This is a genomic window from Bacillus sp. AFS055030 (assembly GCF_002574545.1).
Lineage (GTDB): Bacteria > Bacillota > Bacilli > Bacillales > Bacillaceae_G > Gottfriedia.
Genome location: NZ_NUGT01000028.1, coordinates 42,862 through 65,154, shown reverse-complemented (window position 1 = coordinate 65,154; position 22,293 = coordinate 42,862). Strand labels below are relative to the sequence as shown.

The following is a 22,293-nucleotide window of genomic DNA, read 5'->3' as shown; positions in this document are numbered from 1 at the left end:
TTAAATATCAACAATTAGAATCATCTAAAATACTAATCAATTTTTCAGATAGTAAATGGTCTAAAAAAGAAACTATTTGTTCCTCACATTCCCTTTCTTCTATCTCGTACTCTGAAATAAGAGCTTTAATTAACCCAGAGATCGTAATTGGTTCCTCAAGAAAACTCCATACTACCCCACCTATTTCACCCAAGTTATAATATTTTCCATTTTGTACGTTCAACATTACCTTTTCTCCATCCATATCACTAACAATATTACCTTCATTTTGTACGATCTGACTCTTTAATGAAATTTTACTTGTTTTAATCATTGATTCTCCTCCTTAATGATTTGATCTAACGTTAGCGAAACAAGTTCATGAGCTGTAAATTTTGAAATTGGACGCTTTAATTGATAAACACTTATTTCATTTAGGATATTTGTGGAGTGTATAAAGTGCCAATTTGTTAATCCTAATCTTTGGATAAATGTATGCCTGAATGTATGAAAAAATAATGTACGCAAACTTTGGAGCTTTTCTAGTGGAACTAATTCTATTTGTTCATTTTCTGTTTTAACTAGCTCAAAAATACCCCCAAGAGGTAGTGGACTAGAGTAAAAATGAGAAGGTACTGGCACTGCATACTTAGTTTCTCTTTCAAACAAAGGCTGGTAATTTTTCGATTCTATCCCAAATTCATTGAGACTCTCTTTCCATAGTTTTTGTTGCGGATATGATGGTAAAACATAAGGCATATTGTCTTCTTTAAGTGATACTGCAATCACATCATCACTAAGAAGTTTGTAACCTTTACTTAAAAATGATGAAGCAAGTGTTGATTTTCCAGCACCTGAATCACCTACAAAGGCATATGCTTTTCCATTGATGGCAATTGCACTTCCATGTAGTGGTAACACTTTCCTCTGCAATAAAATTGCACCAATACATGTACCAAGAATATAAAGTCGTATTTTAGCTTCTTCGGCTTCAACAAAAGGGGAAATATAAATTTTCTCTCCATCCTGGATCAAAAAAATGGCCGTATCAGGAACTTCAAACATTACAAATTGTTCTTTAACAATAAATTTATTTCGAGGAGCACCTACCTCATTCCATTTTAAAGATAAATCTACAATTTCGACTGTAATATCTCCTTTTTCTTCTTTTTGATTTGACGGAGTAAGCTCCGGTAGAGGTATCTCAGATCTTATTTTCATTCCAAATGCTCGGTAAAGGATTTTATTTTTAATGTTTATCACATTCATCACTCCACACAATATGTAAAAATAAAATGATTTAATAAACCCTCATATGTATTAACATATAAGGGCAATTGAAAAATATTATTAACTATAATTTCATAATTTAACTATATTTTACTGGATCATCTGGATCTGGCTGCACTGCATCAGGAATTTTATGACCTGGACCAGCCATTGTCATATTAATATCAAGAACTTCTAATTCTGGTTTTTTCCACTCTTTTTTCATCTGTTTCACCCCCTTTCAAATGACATTTTTAATAAATCGGTAAACAATTAGACTACGCATTAAAAATCTAAAGTCTAAATCAAATACAAATTCTGGACGAGGATTACCTTCAATTTTTTCAATTGATTTCTTAAGAACCTCTATATTAAAAATATCGGAAGCAATAGAATCCTTACAAAGTTGTCTAAGTTCATCTATAAATTGCTGCCAGAAAGATGCCATCCGGTGCACCCCATCTGCCCCTTGAACTCCTCTAACACGTTGGTTCAACCTAACTTTATCGGGAAGTAAAGTTTTAGTTGACCTTCTAATTAACGATCGATCCAGACCATTTTGAACATATTGTTCTTCAGGAACAGCTAAGCAAAATTTTATTACACGTAAATCATTTGTTGGATCACGGTCCCATAAAGAATGACGTAAGGACAATTTTGTTCCATAAGTACCATTAATACTCCAGTAGTACAATTTATCAAATTGTTCCTTTCTCATGTCATATGCATTTAAGGTAGAATATCCCTTCATATCAATTCCATGCTCTTGTAGTGTTTCAAGAACACCGTTTTCTTTTGCAAATTGCGGATTAATTATGATAGGAAAATAATCTTCATTAGTAGTTAAACGATTCAAAGCTGGAAATGCTTTTTTCCTAACTACAGAGAAAACTCTTGATTTTTTTACTCCCAAGTTTTTGCTATATAAATGGAGTTCTTTGAAAAACTGAATCCAGTTCAACTTTTTTAGTAGCATAGCTTGGTAATCCAAAACTGGCCCCCAAGATACGGTCCAATTCCCTCGTTGTCCGTTTAAAAGAACACCTACTCCGTTTTGCTGAGCCTTCTCATAGATCCCTCTTAACCAAAATGTGTTTTCGAAAAACTTGTATGGCATTTCTAAAACATCGAGCCAATCATCAACTTCAGTTAAAGGGTTTCGTTCTGCAAAGTCCAAATAATGGTCATTTATATTTCCTATATGTTGTACAGTCGACTGAATATAAGGTCTTTCATCCGCAATCCTATTTTTATATGTCCAGTCTATAAATCCATCTACTGGAACATAACTATATGTATAAAGTTGTTTTTGTTCTTTTTGTAAATCTCTTGCTGCAAAACCTACAACTGAACCTGAATCAAGTCCTCCACTTAGATGAGCACCAACCTGTCTGTGAGTTCGCAAACGCGCCTTTACTGCATTATGATACACTTCTCTAAATGCTTCTTCATACTCATGATCTGACTTTAGTTTTAATTTTTCACTACTTTCAAATTTACAATATCGAGTAAGAGTTTCTTTTCCATCCTTAATTTTGATTGTGTGAGATGGGGGTATCTGTCTTATTAAATTATAGACAGTCGAAGAAGTGTTAACAGATTCAAAGTTACCAGGAATCGCAATGAATTCAGCTAACCACTGCTCATTTAATTTTTTTTCAATATACGGCAAAGTAAATAAAGGATTCATAATCGTACAAAAAGCAAATTGTCGTTGATTGTTATAATAGTAAAGTGTTCTACTACCAGAAAAATCTCTTGCTCCAAACAGTAAACGTTTACGTTCATCCCAAATTATAAAAGCAAAGTCTCCTATTAAATATTTGGGTGAGTCCTCTCCCCACTTTTCGTACGCCAATAATATCAACTGACTGTCAGGCAACGTCTTTCTATAATTTTCATTTATATTTAATCTTTCAAATAATTCCTCTCGATTATCAATAATTGCATCGGCTGTAATCGTTAATCCTCTATTATAATCATAATAGGGTAATTGCTCACCAATGGACTCAGGTGTGATCCACTGAGAGTGACAGCCAAAGAGAACATTTTCTTTATGCCATACTTGAACATCATCTGCAGGATATTTTTCTAGAGCCTTCAATAATCCATTACCATGTTCAATAGAGACAGGCTCGTTAGTAAAATGAATAATACCAGTTATTGCACTCATGTTCTCCCCCAGTTTTCAATACAATGATTTTACAGCTATTAAAGATCCGAATCATCTCGGCGTATTGATATATATACCAAATTATTCTTAATAACGAACTTATATAAATAATTTTAGAAACCTTGAGTTTACTATTGTATCTCTACAATTGTTCTGTATAAAGAACGTACTTAAATTTTACCTTGAACATTTTATCATGTCAATTGATAGAGCGTTATAAAATACATAATATTTCGACAATTCAAGACTAATTATTTGTTTTTAATCCCATATAAAAGGAATTCCCTAATTCAAAATTACCAAATCCACTTCTAATTATATTCACCTAAGATTGATAATAGGCCAATAACTTTAAATCTAAAAATGCTCAAAAAATCAAGATTTATTTTTAAATATCTTTAGCAAATTTAAATTTCAACTGACAATATTAATATCTGAAAATTGTTATTATTATATTTACTTACCATCGCTCGTTCTTTATAATGAACATTGTAATACCATTTTTTTATGATTGGAGTGCTTTTATGAATAGCACAAAGACTGAGGCTAAAGTTTACCAGAGACCTAGTATCTTGGATCACCAACAGGTAAGATTTGAAACAGCTCAAAGCTGGAATCCTGGCAAAGGTAATCAAGATCATCCAGGTCATGGAAACGGTGGAATTAACTTCCCTCCAGGTAATCCGAACACTACTCCAGGCGGAGCAGGAACTCCTGGTCACGGGAATGGTCATGGCCACGGGAAGCCTTAAACAAGGTTAGGAGAGTCATTTTTATTTGGCTCTCTTAATTAAGCTACTAGTTAATTTACTACAAGGAGACTATCAATGGATACAATTCATGCACTTATAGGCGAACACTTAATTCAAATAACTAGTAATAATATAGAATTTGCTACTTCAATTTTTAATGAGAATGATTATTTACTCTCACTTCATGACCAAAAACCCCATATAAGAATTCATATTAAAAAAGGTTACGGAGTACCGTTTGTGGATTACAATATAAAAATTACAAAAGAACAAAAAAAAATTTACTTTCAAAGAGCTGATTATTTAATTGAAACAGATGAGGAATATAAGGTAGCTACTATTTATGTTCATAATAAATTAGCACTAAAGCATGCATTAACAAATCTATATAGTTCTTATATTGTTTACCATAACTGGGGGTTACTGATCCATTCTTCTTGTGCAATTGAAAATGAAAGAGCACATATTTTTGCAGGACAATCCGGAGCAGGTAAGTCAACGGCAGCAAAGTTATCTCATCCAAGAATGCTACTTTCGGATGAAGCTACCCTTGTTAAAATTACACAAAATGAAATAACTGTATATGACTCTCCGTTCCGAAGTGAAATTAAATCAACGGGATTAATAAAAAGCAGTTCTTTGGCAAGTGTACAATTATTACACCAATCCCTCGAAAATAATAGAGTCCAAATAAATAAAGCAGATGGTTTCTTACAATTAATGGATAAAATTTTTTACTGGGCACATGATCCATCTGAAACAAAAAAGATTGTAAAGCTTCTTGAAACATTAATAATCAAAGTTCCAATTTATAATCTTTATTTTCAAAAAAACAATACATTCTGGGAGTTGATTTCTTAATGGATAAATATATTCGAAACGAACAATACGATGTAACGACTAACTTTGATAATGAATGGATTATTTTAAATACTGACAAATTCACTGTTACGAAAATTAATGAAATTGGTGGATTTTGCTGGTCATTATTAAAGCAACCACAAAGTATAGATACACTTGTACAAGCTATAAAACAAGAATACGAGGAAGTAAACGAATCAGTAGAAGAAGATATTCACCATTTTCTATCTGAATTATTAACATTAAATTTAATCAATTATGCAAGCTAATCAAGAAATTGTAGCTCTCATTAAAAGTACCATGAGTAAAAAAGGTTGGATCGATTTGCCGGCATTAGGTAAGAGTATGTTCCCCTATATTCAAGAAGGAGATATATGTAGGTTTATTGAAAAAAAGCCTACCCTTTTAAAAACAGGAGAAATTGTATTATTTTATAATACAAATGGCCAGCTAGTTGCTCACAGATTACATAAAACATTTATTAATCATGATAAAAAGTCTTTTCTTTTTAAAGGAGATTCAAACCTTGGATTTGACGAAATAGTAAGTGAAAGTCAGATCATTGGAAAACTAGAATATATACATGACCGAGGAATAAAGAATAGAAACGATTTTTCTAAATTGTATGGGTATCTAGTCCTTCGTTTTCCTATTCTATCTCGTTTATTTAGAATCTATTTAGACAAAATCAAGATCTCTTAATGATTTGTCTACTTATGGAGTGTTTTTATGAACTTTCAACCCTTAAAGAAACGTTTAGACTTAAACAAGTATTTTTCAGTTGAAGATATTAGAAGAAGTTTCAAATTACTAAGTCCATATATTTTAAACCACAGAAGGGCCTATATGGGTCTTCTTTTCTTATTAGTAATTGATATCTGTTTAATGCTAGCATATGCTTGGTTTTTTGGGAAAATCACAGACGCTGCAGTACAAGGTGAGCTAAACAAACTGAAATGGCTTATTCCAACTGGTTTTGGACTTATTATTTTGAGCCTCATTTCAACCTATTACAATATTTATTTGGAAACAATCTCAACAAGTGGCGTAAAACGAGATTTTAAAGCTATGCTGTTTAAGCATGTTTTACGACTTCCTACAAAAAATATTTCCAATCTTCGTACTGGGGATTTAATCTCTCATTTTACAAATGATGTATACAGTATCGATGGTGTAATCGGTAGTAGCTTAATTAATTTAATTAGATTACCTTTCGTTTATATTGCTGTTTTTATTTTTTTATTTAATATCAATTGGAAATTATGTCTAATAAGCATTGTATTTGCACCTATTGCTATTTTTATTAGTGCTCTTTTTGGAATATTGTTACGAAATAATAGTCGAATGATACACGATTTAATAGGTAGTACTAATAATTTATTAAGTGAAACATTTCATGGATTCACCATGATCCGCTCCTTTACTCTAGAAAAACTCATGTATAAAAAATATGTCAAACAAAATGAAGAACTGTTCGCACTAGAACTTAAAAATACAAAACTACGTGGATGGTTTATTTCTGGCAGTCGGGCAGCCAGCGCTATAACATTTTTAATTAGCTTATGTTTAGGAGCTTATTTTGTCTCTCAAAAAATGTTAACAGTTGGTTCGTTATTATCTTATATCAATCTAGTTGATCATTTAGTTTACCCATTAACTGGTTTAGCAGGGCAATGGGCGAGCTTTCAAAGAGCTGCTACAGCATTAGAGAGGATTTCGAAAATAATAGATTCACCTACAGAATCGGCAAAGTTAGCATCCTATTCAGTACCTAAACACAACATTCATTCGATTGAATTTCAAAATGTTACATTTGGATACAACGAGGATATTAAGGTGCTTAGAGATTTCACCTTACAAATTCCTGTTGGAAAAGTAACTGCTTTAGTAGGTTCAAGTGGAGCAGGAAAAACAACGATATTTAATCTTCTGCAAGGGCTTTATCAGCCACAGTTTGGAACTGTTGCAATCAATGACATATCAATTGAGAATCATACCCTCTCAGAGATAAGAAGTCTTATGGCTCATGTCCCGCAAGAAACCTTCTTATTCGGAGGTACAATACGAGAAAATTTACTATTAGCACGTCCAAATATTACTGAAAAAGAAATGATCGATGCTGCAACTATAAGTAAAATTCACGAATATATCATCTCCCTCCCTGATGGATACGACACCGAAATCGGTGAAAGAGGAATAAAATTATCTGGAGGACAAAAACAGCGACTAGCAATTGCACGTGCTATTTTAAAAAATGCTCCTATCCTATTGCTCGACGAGGCAACTTCTGCCCTTGATAACGAAACAGAAAGAGAAGTAAAAGAATCACTCGACTTTTTAAAACTCAACCGTACAACTCTCGTCATTGCACATAGGCTCTCAACAATTGAAAACGCTGATATGATTGTTGTCATTGAAAACGGAAAAATAGTTCAAATTGGTAAACATCATGAACTTATTTCAGTAGAGGGACAATACCGCAAACTGCACGGTACAAAAATTAAACAAAAGCCTAGTGAAAAAAACACATTAAAAATGAAAGCTCAAGTTTAAATCAACATTTTGTATTTCACTATTGAAACGAGGGAATTACCTTGATAATAAAATTGTTAAAGTCAATATATAGCCAGACACCAACGCTACCTATTGAATCAATATCTTATGAACAACTACTAGAAGACATTGAATTTTTTTCAATTTCTGGACAAATCTATTATCTATTGAAAAAACATAATTTACTTGAACAAACACCACTTTTTTTCCAAGAAAGCCTTAAAAAGAACTACACAAAAGTGTTATATCAAAATATTTTTATTAAAAACGAATGGGAAAAAATTGCATCTTTATTTGATAAAAGTGGGATCATAACAATTCCTTTAAAAGGTGTAACATTTGCGGAAAAATACTTTGAAAATATAGGAGCCAGACCGACATCTGATATAGATATATTAATTAAGCCAAATAATATTAACCAGGCTATTGAACTAATAAAATCACTTGGATTTATTATTGATCAAGATCCTATTCCATCTCATTTTCACTGTAGTTTTAGTAAGAGGTTGCCAAATTCTCCGATCCCATTAACAGTAGAAATACATTGGAATATTATGAGGGAGGATACTTCGAGTATAGATATAGAAGACTTTTGGAATAATGCACAACCATTGCAAAACTATAATTATATATATGAGCTATCAGAATATCATACATTTTATATGATTTGTTTACATGGTTGGAGACATAATTTAGATTCTTTAAAGTATTTTCTTGATATTATGCAACTGATCTATATATTAGGCGAAAAGGTAGATTATGAGAAATTGTTTCAAGATGCTGCTTCACATGAGACACTGAAGAGAATGCTTCGTACACTGTCTATTGTTTATGGTTTGTTTCCTGAACTTGATAATATTAAGGAGTTAAAACTTAAAAGATCTACTACTTATTGGAGGTTTGATAATATTAGGTACCCTAAAAATAGAAGGCTAAGTAAGTATGTCGATTTTATTGATTATCAATTTTTTAGTTATGATAAGATTGGACATTCTTTTTTAGAAGTTCGTAATTTTGTATTTCAATCTAATTAAGAAGATATAATCACCTTAATTTAAATCATTTAAATAAGCTAAGGAATTAAGATATTCCTTAGCTTCATTACTCAGTTTTAGATTAGTAGAGATATATTAAGTCTGTTATTATCGTGTAGTTAAGTTAAATTTAAGTTTTCTATTAATACAGTACTTGAATTTGTATCAGTAACTACATTATTAAAAATATTTCTTACTATCGTAAAAGCTTTTACTTTGGTTAACCAGTGTAAGCTTATACTACTGTTTTCTAAATAACTATTGCTAATGGTAGACGTTGCATTATTATCAATTTTTCTAATAATAGTGTTAAAAAATGTACTTCGATTATTTAAAACATTACCGTTGTAATTTATACCAACATTTTGAAATAGACAATTGTCCAATATTATTTTTCTAGTATATTTCACATCGTTAGATCCTAAATTAATATCTCCCCCAATTATTCCAGTTTTAGCTCTTAGAAATTTACCATTACTTAAATTGCAACTTTCTAAGTTTACTCCACCTTCTATTACTGTTAATCCGTCTACTGATATAGGTCGTCCAACATAATTTTGAGGAGAGCGGATGCCTACTTCATAGTTTTTTACTGTTATATTCTTAACAACACCGCCGGTCAAAATAATAGAAAATCCATCCGTTAAAGTATTATTATTTCTCCAATCTCTTTCAACGTAAATATTAGAAATGCTACAACTTCCATAATCGTATCTACTAATATTAAATCCTGTTACACCTGCATCTGTTATTACAACCGGTGTCCCACCTTGCGTTTCTGACACTTTAAAACTATTTGATGTAACATTAGTAGTATAATAAAGTTTATCTATACTAATACCCGAAGGAACCTTTCCAACCCATTGTTCAAAACATATCTTTGCACCATTCCCCATTCCATGTGCAACATTATAAGTGAATGTTCCTGTGGCAATATCTACAGTAGGTGTTCCAAAATATCCGTAAACACTTGAACCATAGAATAATCCATTTTTAATCTTACAGTTATTGATCACTGCACCTTTTACATCAATTAATTTTATATTACCTTTATCAAATAAGGCACCATTAACAATATTGTCACCTTCAACCCATAGTTCACAACTAATGAAAGTATTTTCTAGGTATTTTACATACCAGTTATTCGGATAAGAACTTATCCCTCCTACATTATACCCTTCAAATATGTTGTTTTCTAACGTTACATAAATACCATCAGCATTTACAAAGTGACCTTTAGCGTTATTTAAAATGTGGTTGTTACAAATATAAATCCTTGTGTTTAATTCTAATCCAGGTTGATTTAGTTCTGGCCGCCATGTTGGTATATTACTTTCAGACCACATAGATTCAATATCTATCCCAAACATTGGTGCAGTTCCATCTATTGTCACACCGTCATCAGCATATCCAATTTGGTGTATTTTATTATTTAAAATACACACATCGTTTGACCCCGTTAGTGATATCCCCTGTCTTCGGCAATTGTGTAAGTTGCAGCCTTGTATTTTAATTTTTGATCCCATGTCCTCTTGAGTATAATCAGTAGAATTAGATTTATGCTCTAGCCAGCTAGTTAAAATTGCATCACCAGTGCAATCTTTTATTTCAATATTTTCTATTTCAATATTGTTTGAGCCTGCTATTTCTATACCGTGCCCCCATTCATGTGTATAATTTTGACTATCAACTTTTGCATTTATTTGAGCAATTTGAGAATCAGTTAAAGGTGAAGATGTAATATTGATTACGAATACCATCTTATTACAGTTCTCTATCACATCAAACCACCCTCTACCTGTTGAAGCCGCTGGTGCAAATTGACCATTCGTCCTAGAACCTACTAAAGTGCTATTAGATACACTATTTTTATATTGATAAAAACTATACCCAGTATTTGAAATACCTGGAATAGCCCACAATCTAAATGCTTTTAATAGTCCTGGATTATCATATCTATCAATAATTTCACTTCGTATAAAATTAGGGTTATCATTAAATGAACCATCAGTATTAATTCCTCCCCTTACAAACTTTACATCTAATTGATATATATGAGTTTTTTTATCACCAATAATTTTCCCACCGGTAATTTTTGCATTCTTTACCCCTTTCATTTGGAATACTCTATACCATGGTGAAGAATTAGTCTCCAGTTCCAATACACAATCATCCATCATTTCAAAATGTATACCACTTTGCATGACAATACATGAAAATGATGTACTATCAATGATTAACTTATATATCCCATTTGGGAGTACTATATGATTAAACCCATGTGATTTTGCCCAGACTAATGCATCATTTATTCCTTTTGTTGTAGAGGAAGCATTAGTCCCATCATTTTTAATATTCCATTTAGCTAATTCTATTACATATGAACTTGAATAGTTTTTTATATCAGGAAAAACAGGTGTTTTTGGAATCCATTTTGATTTAGAACTATCGTATGTCAACACATCATTTTCAGAGGGAACCTTTGTAGCGAAATCTAAATCATCAAGGTCTCCAAGCTTAGCATTAATTGCCATTTTTAAATTACACCTCTTATAACTTTCATATTTTATATTAATATAATGCAATAAAAGGTAAAAAAGTTTGGATTATTTAATAGTCAAAAGATACATTTTTTTATATTAATAAAGCTTATTAATAGAAAAAAGCCCACTCATTCAAGATAGAATGAGTGGGCTCTTCTTATTTTTACATCATTAATTTCTTATTTGCTCTATTACGCTCAAGTAGTAAACCTATAATATTTTTTAAAATATCAAGTAAATACTTAAATTCTTCTGATTTATAAAAAATAAAAATATAAACTAAATTAGGAACAACTATGCAAATAATAAGTTTTAATAACAAACTATATATATCGTTTAAAAAGATAAAACCGCATATAAAGTTTGTTAAAAAATATGTTCCAATACCAATGATTAAATAATATACATATTTTAAATAATAAATGTTAACTGATTTATTAAAAACTTTTGTAAAAACTAAATATGGAGTCGTCCAGAAAGGAACAAGCAAAACACTTATAAGCGTTCCAATAAAAACTCCTGCTATTCCCAAATACTTAACTAATATTATAGATGCAATGAGGTTTATAACAGCCTGACACAAAGGGGCATATCGATCTTCGTGAAAAACACCCGCAGTAGTTTTTACGGTTGTAATTGCATTCCTCAAACCTCTTTCATAAAAAATAATCATTAATATTATTAGTACACCTTTACTCATAAGATACTCAGAACCTATCCAAATTTTGATGAACGGTTCAATTACAATAAGTAATAAAATTGAAAAGAATGAATATAACCAAAAGTTTAGCATCATATATACTTTATAAATACTGTATATCCTCTCCACGTTTTCTATTGCTACTAAATTTCCAATACTATGATACATATTATTGAAAATTTGATAAGTAAAATTTCGACAAATTTCAATTAGTAAATTATAGTTGGAGTATAGTCCTACAGCTGCAACGCTAATAAAAGAAGAGATTATTATGTTATCTGTACCAATTACTAAATAATTCCCAATGTTTTGTAATACAATCGCCTTTATATTTTTGATAATTTTATTTTTCGTCTCAAAGTCTAACTTATTTAATACTTTATTTTTTAAGAATGGGTACATTTTATTAACTACATATGTTAATGCAACACTTGTAGTTATCGTAACAATACTATCAATAACCAAGTACAATATATAATTTTTTGTAAAGTAAAGTATACCAATCTTTAAACATGTAGATATAATTGAGGAGATCGTATAAGCGCCTGTTACAATATAACTTTTCTGACTAACATTTAAAAACGATGTCTTATGAAGATAGAAATAAGGTGCAACAGTATTAAGTAAAAATAAAAAATAAATGGTATTAACATTTTCGAGATTCGAATCCTTAATAAAGAACCCCAAAAACGGCATTAGTGAAAGTCCTAGGAGCAATACAATTAAAGCTATTATAAAATATGCTTTTTTGTATAGCTTCATTAGTACATTAATTTTTTCTTGATCATTTTCCGCTACTGGTTTATATAGACTATAAATAATACTAGCCCCTATGCCCGCCTCTGCTAGTGTTAACATTGAAAGTATATTTGTAAGAAGTCCATTTAATCCGAGATATTCAATCCCTAAACTATTTATAAACACCGTTCTTGAAATAAAACTTAAAAGTGTAATTACAATCTGATTTCCCAAACCAGCAAATATATTAATTATAGAATTTTTTATTCTCACTAATATCCTTCTCTCTAGTAAAACTATAAAATCATTAAAACCTAAATAATAATTTTAAGGCTTATTTGGGCCAGTAATTTTTCACGCAACCTTTTTATTATATAAATTTATCATTCTAGTACAAAATCCTTGAGTAAAAGGCAATATATTAAATAACATTGAATAAACGCCAATATCCTTCGTATCACCTTGGGAAAAATCTACTTCGCCATTTCTTCTTGTAACTTTCATTAAGTAGTTAATGGCCCTATCCGCACTGCTTAAACATTCTTTTGAAATTTCTTCGATTTTTCCTGCGTTTAGAATAAACCATCCTAACGTGGCCGTTGCAGAAGAATCAGATCTAGTTTCTTCTCTCGTAACAGTCCAATTCCAACTTCCATTCAATTGTTGATAACTTATTGCTGCTTTTGCAAACTTAATGACACTTTGTTCTAAGATGGTTTTATATTTACTTGTTACTGGTAGTTCATTCCAAGTATCAATTAGTCCAATTGCGAACCATCCAAGACCTCTGCCCCAGCCATATAATCCTAGCGGAGCTTTATTTTCCAACTTATAAGCATGAATTGGTACATACTGTTTTTCTAACATTCCATATTGTTCATACTCAGAAATTTGCTTAATTGCTAATTCTATACACTCAACCTTATTATATTTAGTACCATAGGATACTAAAAAAGGACATATGAAACCAATGGTATCTACATATCTGTAGTTTTCCATCGATTTCCTATATCCAACAGTACCGTCTGTTCCTATATGTTCTTGTATCATTTTCCAAGTAAAATCTAAAGCATTTTTATATTTATTAACATCTATAAACTCTATTTTCAATACCGCATAAGCTAAAATTGCAACATCAATATTAGCTGGTTTTTGTTTCCATTGGCCATTTTGATCGAATTTATCATTTAAATATTTTTTAATACTATTAACAACACTCTTGTCTGGATTAGTTTTTAAATACTCAACTAATCCTAATAATAAGGATGCTTCTTGCCAATGTTGGATAGTGTTTTTAGAATAATTTCCACTTAACATATCCAATACTACGAATCTCGTATTATCAGTGACCTTTATTTTAGGTGTATTATTCAGCCATTTTACACTCTTATTAGTAATTGATTCGCTCCACGTTTTTTTATCATTAAATCTTCCTATATGTATTCTACTTAGCCAATCCTGAAATAATGGTACAATATCTATTAAAATAATTAATATTATTATAGAAAACGTAAGTAAACAAATTAGTTTAAATAACATTGACTGATTCCTTTCTATCTTCTAACATTACATATAATTTTTCAATTTCTGATTCTGTGCCTAACCGCTCATTAGATAAATTATTAATTAATTTATTTCTTAAATTAGCATCGTCAATTAGTTTTTTTATACCATCTGATATCGATATTGCCTCCATCTTAACTATGATCCCATTCTCATAATTTCGAATTTGATCTTTTACAGTACTAAAATTAGTAACAACTATAGGCTTTCTTAAAATTTTCGCCTCATCTATTGCGATTGATTTCCCTTCAAACCTGGATGGTTGAATATATATATCTGCATTTCTAATATAGGGATAAGGATTTGTTTTAATACCCAGAAGTATAAAACTATCATGAAGTTTATGTTCCTCAATAAGTTTTTCTAACTTCTTTCTTTCTTCTCCCTCTCCAATAATATACCACTTAACTTTATATCCACTTTCAATTAAATTTTTACAGGCTTCTATTGCCATATCAAACCCTTTTTGATTGTTTAATCTTCCTATTGAAACCAGCGTTATTCCTTTGAAATTTAATTCAATTTCTTCATTAGACATCTCATTAATCATCTTTGGAGATACAATATTATGCATTACTTTAACTTTATTTTTATACATCGGAAATCTTTTCTTTAAAACATTACCGCACTCTGTTGATACTGTCACAATATTATCTAGCTTTTCAAAGTAATATTTATCAATTTCAGGGTTCATTCCAAGCTTGTCATAATCATTATGAATAAACCCTATTTTTTTTCTAGCAATTACTTTATCTATACAGAAATACACAGGATTATTTTCAAGATAACCTATTGCTACATCATATTGCTTATTTAAGGGAATAAATGCATTTGATAAGTATTTCCACACTCTTTGATCACATCTAACTCTATTTTTTTCAGTTTTAAAAATAAAGCCTGCCTTTATCCTTGAAAAGGCTAATTTATATTTTCCTAATTTAAAACATTCTTTGATAGCTTTTTTTAATGGCATTTCAAAGTACCTATACTCTGGCATTTCATTTATAATATTTACTTGATTTGGTACTTTTGAATAAAATATTCCCTCATGCTTAAATAATAATAAGTCAACACTATAATCTTTATAATTCATTGTTTCTAACAAAGAAATAAGGGCTTTTTCTGCTCCACCACAGTTTAAATTACTCATAATAAATAAAATATTTTTTTTCAAAAATTTCACCCCTATATCAGTTTGTACAATTTTTCTATCTCACCTTCAGTCCCTAAATCTTCTTGGGATAAGTTCTTTACAATCTTATTTTTTAATTCTACATTTTTAATTAGTTTTTCTATATTATCAGCGATTGAATCTGGATTCATCTCCGCTATAAGACCGTTTATTTTATTAGATATTTGGTCTTTTGCTGTACTATAATTTGTAACAACTATAGGTTTTTGTAGTATCTTAGCTTCATCAATCGCTATGGATTTTCCTTCGAACCTTGATGGTTGAACATAAATATCAGCTTGTTTTATATACGGGTATGGATTAGCCTTTAACCCTATTAATTTAAAATGCTCTTCTAGATTATTAAATTTTATGAGTTTTGTTAAATTCTCTCTTTCTTCTCCTTCTCCTATAATATTCCATTTAATCTTGTAACCTTTGTCGATCAATATTTTGCATGATTCAATAGCAAGTTCGAAACCTTTGGAATAATTTAATCTGCCAACCGATAGTATCTCAATTTCTCCTTCGTTTTTATCATATAATTTCCCACTATCATGACTAGCCATTTCATATATTGTTTTTGGAGATACAATATTGTATATGACTTTTACTTTATTCCTTTGACCCGGAAATCTTTTCTTTAAAACGCTTGCGCATTCTTCAGAAACAGTAACAATATTATCTAGATCATTAAAGTACTTAATATCAAAGTTCGGATTCATACCTAACTTGTCATAATCAGTATGAACCCAACCAATTTTTTTTAGAGCTCTTACTTTATCAATAACAAAATAGTTTGATGTTTTCTCTAAAAACCCTACTGCTGTATCATATGTTTTATCTATTGAAGCTATTGACTTAGACAAGTATTTCCAACTATATTGTTCTCCAACAGATGAATTACTACTGATTTTATTCATTATAGTGAACATAATTCTATTAAATACTAACGATATTTCTCTTTTAAATAATAGTTTCTGTATAGATTGAACAAGCGGTAATGAAAATAGATTATAGGTCTCTGATAATGGCAAAACTTTTACCTCACTAGGTAAAACTCCCATAAATATTCCCGTATGATTAAATAAAAAAAGATCCACGTTATATCTATCAAAATCAATTTGAGATAATAAATTTACTAAGCTTTTTTCTCCACCACCAGCAGATAGACCTGGCATAACAAATAGTAAGTTCTTCTTCATTTAGCACCTATTTTTATTACTTCATTAAGATACTCTACTGCTTTATATGACATTTTTTTTATGTTTGGGATGCTCTGTTTTAGTTGCTTTCTAATTTCATCTTCTTCATTTACCATTTGTTCAAAATTATTAATGAGTTTTTGACTATCTGACATTTCATTAAGTCCTAAAACTAATTTCTCTTCCCCAAATAGGTCCCTAGCAATCCCTTTTGATTTTATACTGTATCCTAAAACCATAGTTGGAACATAATTTGAATATGCGGCAATAGTTGCGTGTGTCCTTGCCCCTATAAAAAATCTCATACGAGCTATATAGCCTTTATACTGAATCGCATTTAAATTATCTGGTAATATGATTACTCTTTCGGTATGTTTAAATTCTTTATAGTAATTATATAAAATATCATAGTCATTATTCCCATCCTCAATTACATGAGGAGTAAGGGCAATCGTCATATCGGTTGTATCTAATATATGGTTTATTAGATTTCTTATTGAGAACTGGGAATCTTTATTTTTTGACCAGACAAGAGGGCTGAAATTAAGTCCAACTGTATTTCCTACTTGCCATCCTACGGGCAATTCCAATTCCTCTTTTTCCATTGTAAATGCTGGGTCCGCACAAAGTTTTACATTTTGAAGTCCATTCCTTTTAAGCATATTATACGTAAGTGTTTCGCGAGCCAATATTAAATCAAATAATTTTAAGTCTGCTAATTTTCTATCAGACATATCCTCTTCACCGATTGAACATCCCCATAAAACTAACTTCTTACCTTTCGCCTTAATTCTTCTATCTATTTCATACCATCCTGGCTGTTCCCCATAACAGTAATTATCTCCACCAATCGATAAACAAACATCGACATTATTTATATGCTTAATTATATTGTTGTGGATTTTTCCTAAGGCATAGGACTCATCATTAAAAAACTTAAATTTAAGTGAGGAAAGAATCCAATCATAAGAATATTTCTTAATACTTTGGCTAGAACCATCATATATTCCATCCAACATGGTAATTATTCGATCCGTTTCGGGCTTTCCAGATGCTAAGTAAACTTTAGATTGATTTATTCTTTCCTTAATTAGGTTAGTAGTTGAACGAACGATAGCCTCACATCCTCTGTTTAGGCTACCATCATGTGCAAACATCATAATTCTCACAATAATTCCCTCCCAAAATTATTTATTTCTGAATCTACTGTATGCTGTTAGTATATATAATCCAATAATTGACTTATTTTTAATTAGATTTAATATAAACTTTTCATATCTACCTAAGGAACAGTAATTATTGCTGTTAAGATATAGAGCTAGTGCACTTTTAAGGTCCTTATTATATACCATACTCTTTACGTATCTATATCTTTTTCCAATACTCATTTGTTTGGAAGGTGTAAAATATATATGTATGTATGAAAATACACTATTTACTAGTTTTATTGACTTTAGTTGCCAGATTTTTGCATTCTCTACTTTATCTGAATATATCTCTGGTAATTCGGATTGATATACTTCTAATGCACGTTTAAAATAATCTTTTTCTGATATATTTCTAGTAGCACTACCAATTACTTCTCTATAATAATATCCAGTATAATCAATATATTGCATAGTAGTTGCATTACTAAAAAAATGGATATTGAACATCCCATCTTCACCTAAAGCCATTTTTTCTGGGAACTTTACATTGTTTTGTTTTATTACTTTATTCTTATAGAGTTTATTAACTACACTATTCAGGTGTTCAGATTCAAGAAAAAAAGGCAATATTACCTCTTCAATATACTTTTGATCAAGAACAGTATTTATCAAAAATGGATATCTAATAATAATCCTCTTTCCCGTAATCTCACTTTCAAAATTAGATAATACAACATCACAGCCGCTTTTTTCTGCAGCGTTTAGCAATACTTCATACATATCATCTTTTACATAGTCATCAGCATCAACAAATCCTACATATTCACCAGTGGCCAATAACAACCCATTATTTCTAGCAATGCTTACTCCTTGATTCTCTTGGTTAATTAGTTTAATTCTGTCATCTAAAGATTGATAATTTTCAATTATTTTTCTACTATTATCTTGCGATCCATCATTTATAAAAATAAATTCACAATCTCTTAAAGTTTGTTGTAGAAGGGATTCAATACATTCGACAATATACCGTTCAGAATTATAGACAGGTATAATTATACTCACTCTAATACCCAAGATTAAATTGCTCCCTTACTAAAAAATTTCTGATTACTTATACTTGTCTCATTTTCATCAATAATTTTATATAACTTATTTAATTCAGCGTAATTGTTGTGCGTTTTTTTTGCACAATTTTTTACTAGTTCCGATCTAAGGACAGGGTCCCTGTAGAGACTCTCAATTCCTTGTGAGATTCCTTCAATTGTCATTTCACAAATAATTCCATCGACCCCATCAAATACTTGACTTTGTGCGGTCGGATAATTAGTTATCATGATAGGTTTTGATAGTACTTGGGCTTCTGTTACAGTTACTGCTTTACCTTCATATCTAGATGGCTGTACGTATAAATCACTGGCCTTAATAAAAGGGTATGGATTAGTTTGCTTACCTAATAATATAAAGCTATCTTCGAGTTTAAATTCTCTTATCAAATCTTTGACCATAGCCTCATCTCCGCCATATCCAACCACATACCAAGCGACATCTTTGTAGCCTTTATTTTTTAACAAATTTAAAGCTCTAACAGCATTATCAATACCTTTAGCATGTGATAATCTAGCTACTGTCACAACTTTAAATCTATTGTCACTTATCATTGGATTATCTAGATCAACTTCAGCCATTTTACGAATAAAATCTGGAGATGTGATATTTTCTATAACTATGACTTTATTTTTTAGAACACTATATTTTTTTAAAAATGATTCTTTACAAGCCTCTGATACAGCTACGATATAATCAAATTTATTCCACATCTTTACATCCATTTTAATATTTAGATCTATGGTAGAATAATCCGTATGAATCCAAGCTATTTTTTTCTTAGCCTTAACTTTTTCGGCTATAAAATAATGTGGCCATAGGTAACTAATGGCCACGTCATATTCTTCATTAATATTAGGTAAAAATGGTGCAGCATACTTCCACATTAATTGCATTTGGTAATATCCTGGTTCTACAATTCTTCTTATTCTTGCTACTATCTCAGTATTTACCTTAGATAATATTCTTGCAAGTCCTATACCATATTGTTTATCCTTTAGGGTCTCAGCAATAGATTTTCTAAATGTTGTGTATTGTAAAATTTCATCTAGCAACTTTACTTTACTGTTTACTAAATTCATAAAATCACCTTGGTGCTTATATAAAAACAAATCAATATTATTGTTTTCATAATCAAAGTTATCAAGCATACTTATAAGACTTCTTTCTACTCCACCAACTTCCATATCAAATGAGGCGATTAGTATATTTCTCATTCTTTTTGCCTCCTATGATCTTGATACCAATTTTCTTATTCTAGCTATATTTTCTCCACCAATCACTTTAGATGCAAAGAGTTTAATATTACCTTTAAGTCTCTGTTTACTCGGTAACCAACTTTTATAGAAATGATGCATAGCATAAGTGTTTTCAGTAATAAATTTTCTACAATTAATATAATCATAGGGGGAAAAATAGGTCTGAGGATAGAAAGCCCCCATGCCATCTAACTCCTGGTATTCTCCATTGGTTTTTAGCCCATTGTTTTTTAATAGATCAGTTACAATTGCAACATTCGTTAATTGATTCTGGCTACCATCTTCACTAATAAAACTTTTATCCATATACGAATCTAAAAATAATTTAATTAACGGATTATCTTTAACTGATCCAATCGTACTTGTAGCAATAAAGTTTTCTTGTTCAAATCCCCAAAAAGAGTCGTGATGTAACAAATCATTAAATGATTTAAAGACTTCTACATCTGTGTCTAAATAAATACCACCAATTTCATATAAGACATGTACTCTTACATAATCACTAACAAAAGCAAATTTTTTTGACTCATATGCTTGGCTAACATATTTATTGCAATTTATGTTAAAGTTTCTTTCATTCCACTCAATTATTTCATAATCGGGTAAAATAGTTTTCCAGCTTTTTATACATTTAATAACAATATCTGGCTTTTCTTTTCCACCAAACCAGCAGTAATGAATAATTTTTGGAATTTTTGTTTTACTCATCTTCAATTTTCTCCTTATGAATAAGCACTCATTATGAATCTTTCATATAACCATTCTGCCATTTAATAAATTCAAAAACCTTCCTATATTCATGAAGTTTTTCAATTTCTATCCCATAATTTTTTAGCTCTTTTACTAAATTTAGAGCCTCCTGATCTGGTAGAAATGGTACTTCTGACTTTGGTTCTAATAAAGCTTTCAAATCTACACCTAATACCTTCGTAATTTTTTCCATTACCTGTATTGATGGATTATCATTTAATTCACGCTCAATATTACTTAAATATGACTTAGAAATATTTGCCTGTTCAGCAAGTTCCGATAGCGTAAAGCCCTTTTCCTTGCGCAATTTATGTATATTTTTCCCAATCATCCAAATATACCTCACACTTCTGTCATACAATGCCTTCTTTACTCATGCTTTGATGAATTGCATGTTTCAGACAATTTATGACTCTATATTGTTCTTCTTCCGAAAGATTCGATCCAGATGGTAGACATAGTCCTGTTTGAAATAAGGACTCAGCTACATTCAAGTCCTCAGAGTGGGAATAATAGAGATTATCTTTGAATAGAGGCTGCAGATGAAGTGGTTTCCACACATGTCGGGCTTCAATATTATTCTCGTTTAATATTTCTAACAGTTTACTTACTGATATACCTGTTTCCTTTTCATTTATCGTAAGAGTAGTAAGCCATCGATTACTTCTTGTATTTTCTAGTTCAGGCATAAATTTAATTCCTGGTATTTCCGCCAATTCTCTGTAATACCGATCAAAAATTTGCCTTCTAATGTTTACGCGGTCCTCAATTACTTGTAGTTGAGCTCTGCCAACGCCTGCTAGTAGATTACTCATCCGATAATTATAGCCAGATACAGAATGTTGATAATACGGTGCCTGGTCTCTAGCCTGGGTTGCTAAAAATCTAGCCCTCTGAATTGCTTCAGTATTCTCAGAAATAAGCGCTCCTCCACCTGAAGTTGTAATTATTTTATTTCCATTAAAGGAGTAGATTCCAAAACTTCCAAAGGTTCCACTTGCTTTTCCCTTATAAGTAGAACCCAATGATTCAGCAGCATCTTCAATTATTGGAACGTTATATTTATTACAAATAGCAAGAAGTTCATCCATTTTTGCACTTTGACCATATAGATTTACTATAATTACTGCTTTAGGTAATTTCTGAGCAATATAAGCTTCCCGTAATGCTCTTTCTAGTGCACTTGGAGACATATTCCATGTATCTGGTTCTGAATCAATAAAAACTGCTTCAGCTCCTTGATAGATGATAGGATTTGCACTCGCAATAAAGGTAAGACTTGAACAAAACACTGTATCTCCTTTTTTTACATCTAATAAAGAAAGAGCCAAGTGAATCGCTGCCGTACCTGAATTTACGACAATAACTTCACTGGCTCCAACATATGAGGCAATTTCTTTTTCAAAGGCATCAACATTTGGGCCAAGTGGTGCAACCCAATTTGTATCAAATGCATCCTGTATATATTTTTGTTCGTTCCCACTCATATGA

Annotated in this window: 21 protein-coding genes; 6 read left to right on the top strand and 15 right to left on the bottom strand. The window is 30.7% G+C overall.

What is annotated here, in order from left to right; translation table 11 throughout:
* Nucleotides 1-7: 7 nt before the first annotated feature.
* The 4 genes from CN925_RS12400 to CN925_RS12390 form a co-directional block, all read right to left on the bottom strand.
* A complete protein-coding gene (locus CN925_RS12400; protein WP_098846532.1) occupies nt 8-313 on the bottom strand; it encodes a lasso peptide biosynthesis PqqD family chaperone in 306 nt (101 codons plus the stop codon).
* The gene (locus CN925_RS12395; protein ID WP_098846531.1) at nt 310-1,242 is read right to left on the bottom strand and encodes an aldolase; all 933 of its coding nucleotides are present in this window, start codon (nt 1,240-1,242) and stop codon (nt 310-312) included. The genes CN925_RS12400 and CN925_RS12395 overlap by 4 nt, the downstream gene beginning before the upstream one ends.
* Nucleotides 1,243-1,348: 106 nt before the next feature.
* The gene (locus CN925_RS21075; RefSeq protein WP_142339227.1) at nt 1,349-1,474 is read right to left on the bottom strand and encodes a paeninodin family lasso peptide; all 126 of its coding nucleotides are present in this window, start codon (nt 1,472-1,474) and stop codon (nt 1,349-1,351) included.
* A gap of 15 nt (nt 1,475-1,489) precedes the next feature.
* Nucleotides 1,490-3,421: a lasso peptide isopeptide bond-forming cyclase gene (locus tag CN925_RS12390; RefSeq protein ID WP_098846530.1), complete on the bottom strand. Its 1,932-nt coding sequence runs from the start codon at nt 3,419-3,421 to the stop codon at nt 1,490-1,492.
* A gap of 524 nt (nt 3,422-3,945) precedes the next feature.
* Between CN925_RS12390 and CN925_RS12385 the strand changes: the two genes are divergently transcribed.
* The 6 genes from CN925_RS12385 (at nt 3,946) to CN925_RS12360 (ending at nt 8,621) form a co-directional block, all read left to right on the top strand.
* Nucleotides 3,946-4,173 carry a hypothetical protein gene (locus CN925_RS12385; protein WP_098846529.1) on the top strand — a complete coding sequence of 76 codons (228 nt, stop codon included), beginning with the start codon at nt 3,946-3,948 and terminating at the stop codon, nt 4,171-4,173.
* 75 nt (nt 4,174-4,248) lie between these two features.
* Nucleotides 4,249-5,034, top strand: a complete 786-nt coding sequence (locus CN925_RS12380) for a hypothetical protein (RefSeq protein ID WP_098846528.1) — start codon at nt 4,249-4,251, stop codon at nt 5,032-5,034.
* On the top strand, nt 5,034-5,303 hold the full coding sequence (locus CN925_RS12375) for a PqqD family protein (protein WP_098846527.1): 270 nt from the start codon (nt 5,034-5,036) through the stop codon (nt 5,301-5,303). The genes CN925_RS12380 and CN925_RS12375 overlap by 1 nt, the downstream gene beginning before the upstream one ends.
* Complete coding sequence (locus tag CN925_RS12370; protein WP_098846526.1) at nt 5,293-5,736, top strand: S24/S26 family peptidase; 444 nt, start codon at nt 5,293-5,295, stop codon at nt 5,734-5,736. Before CN925_RS12375 ends, CN925_RS12370 begins: the two co-directional genes overlap by 11 nt.
* 27 nt (nt 5,737-5,763) lie before the next feature.
* Nucleotides 5,764-7,587 (top strand): ABC transporter ATP-binding protein, encoded by a 1,824-nt coding sequence (locus CN925_RS12365; RefSeq protein WP_098846525.1) that lies wholly within the window; start codon nt 5,764-5,766, stop codon nt 7,585-7,587.
* 41 nt (nt 7,588-7,628) lie between these two features.
* Nucleotides 7,629-8,621, top strand: coding sequence for a nucleotidyltransferase domain-containing protein (locus CN925_RS12360; RefSeq protein ID WP_098846524.1), 993 nt, complete (start codon nt 7,629-7,631; stop codon nt 8,619-8,621).
* 119 nt (nt 8,622-8,740) lie between these two features.
* Here CN925_RS12360 and CN925_RS12355 read toward each other — a convergent pair whose 3' ends face one another.
* The 11 genes from CN925_RS12355 to CN925_RS12305 all read right to left on the bottom strand — a co-directional run bounded on the left by CN925_RS12355 (nt 8,741) and on the right by CN925_RS12305 (nt 22,289).
* Nucleotides 8,741-11,155, bottom strand: coding sequence for a right-handed parallel beta-helix repeat-containing protein (locus CN925_RS12355; protein ID WP_098846523.1), 2,415 nt, complete (start codon nt 11,153-11,155; stop codon nt 8,741-8,743).
* Nucleotides 11,156-11,327: 172 nt separating this feature from the next.
* Nucleotides 11,328-12,875: a lipopolysaccharide biosynthesis protein gene (locus CN925_RS12350; protein ID WP_098846522.1), complete on the bottom strand. Its 1,548-nt coding sequence runs from the start codon at nt 12,873-12,875 to the stop codon at nt 11,328-11,330.
* An 81-nt stretch (nt 12,876-12,956) separates the two neighbouring features.
* Entirely contained in the window at nt 12,957-14,141 is a 1,185-nt protein-coding gene (locus tag CN925_RS12345; RefSeq protein WP_098846521.1) for a glycoside hydrolase family 88 protein, read from the bottom strand.
* Nucleotides 14,131-15,339 carry a glycosyltransferase gene (locus CN925_RS12340; RefSeq protein WP_098846520.1) on the bottom strand — a complete coding sequence of 403 codons (1,209 nt, stop codon included), beginning with the start codon at nt 15,337-15,339 and terminating at the stop codon, nt 14,131-14,133. Before CN925_RS12340 ends, CN925_RS12345 begins: the two co-directional genes overlap by 11 nt.
* A gap of 11 nt (nt 15,340-15,350) precedes the next feature.
* Complete coding sequence (locus tag CN925_RS12335) at nt 15,351-16,541, bottom strand: glycosyltransferase (RefSeq protein ID WP_098846519.1); 1,191 nt, start codon at nt 16,539-16,541, stop codon at nt 15,351-15,353.
* Nucleotides 16,538-17,710: a polysaccharide pyruvyl transferase family protein gene (locus CN925_RS12330; RefSeq protein WP_098846518.1), complete on the bottom strand. Its 1,173-nt coding sequence runs from the start codon at nt 17,708-17,710 to the stop codon at nt 16,538-16,540. Before CN925_RS12330 ends, CN925_RS12335 begins: the two co-directional genes overlap by 4 nt.
* Before the next feature lie 18 nt (nt 17,711-17,728).
* Nucleotides 17,729-18,763 carry a glycosyltransferase family 2 protein gene (locus CN925_RS12325; RefSeq protein ID WP_098846517.1) on the bottom strand — a complete coding sequence of 345 codons (1,035 nt, stop codon included), beginning with the start codon at nt 18,761-18,763 and terminating at the stop codon, nt 17,729-17,731.
* Nucleotides 18,764-18,765: 2 nt separating this feature from the next.
* The gene (locus CN925_RS12320; protein WP_098846516.1) at nt 18,766-20,010 is read right to left on the bottom strand and encodes a glycosyltransferase; all 1,245 of its coding nucleotides are present in this window, start codon (nt 20,008-20,010) and stop codon (nt 18,766-18,768) included.
* A gap of 12 nt (nt 20,011-20,022) precedes the next feature.
* Nucleotides 20,023-20,760, bottom strand: coding sequence for a glycosyltransferase family 32 protein (locus CN925_RS12315; RefSeq protein WP_098846515.1), 738 nt, complete (start codon nt 20,758-20,760; stop codon nt 20,023-20,025).
* Between the two features lie 31 nt (nt 20,761-20,791).
* Nucleotides 20,792-21,133 (bottom strand): helix-turn-helix domain-containing protein, encoded by a 342-nt coding sequence (locus tag CN925_RS12310; RefSeq protein WP_098846514.1) that lies wholly within the window; start codon nt 21,131-21,133, stop codon nt 20,792-20,794.
* A gap of 22 nt (nt 21,134-21,155) precedes the next feature.
* Nucleotides 21,156-22,289 carry a DegT/DnrJ/EryC1/StrS family aminotransferase gene (locus CN925_RS12305; protein ID WP_098846544.1) on the bottom strand — a complete coding sequence of 378 codons (1,134 nt, stop codon included), beginning with the start codon at nt 22,287-22,289 and terminating at the stop codon, nt 21,156-21,158.
* Between the last annotated feature and the right edge of the window lie 4 nt (nt 22,290-22,293).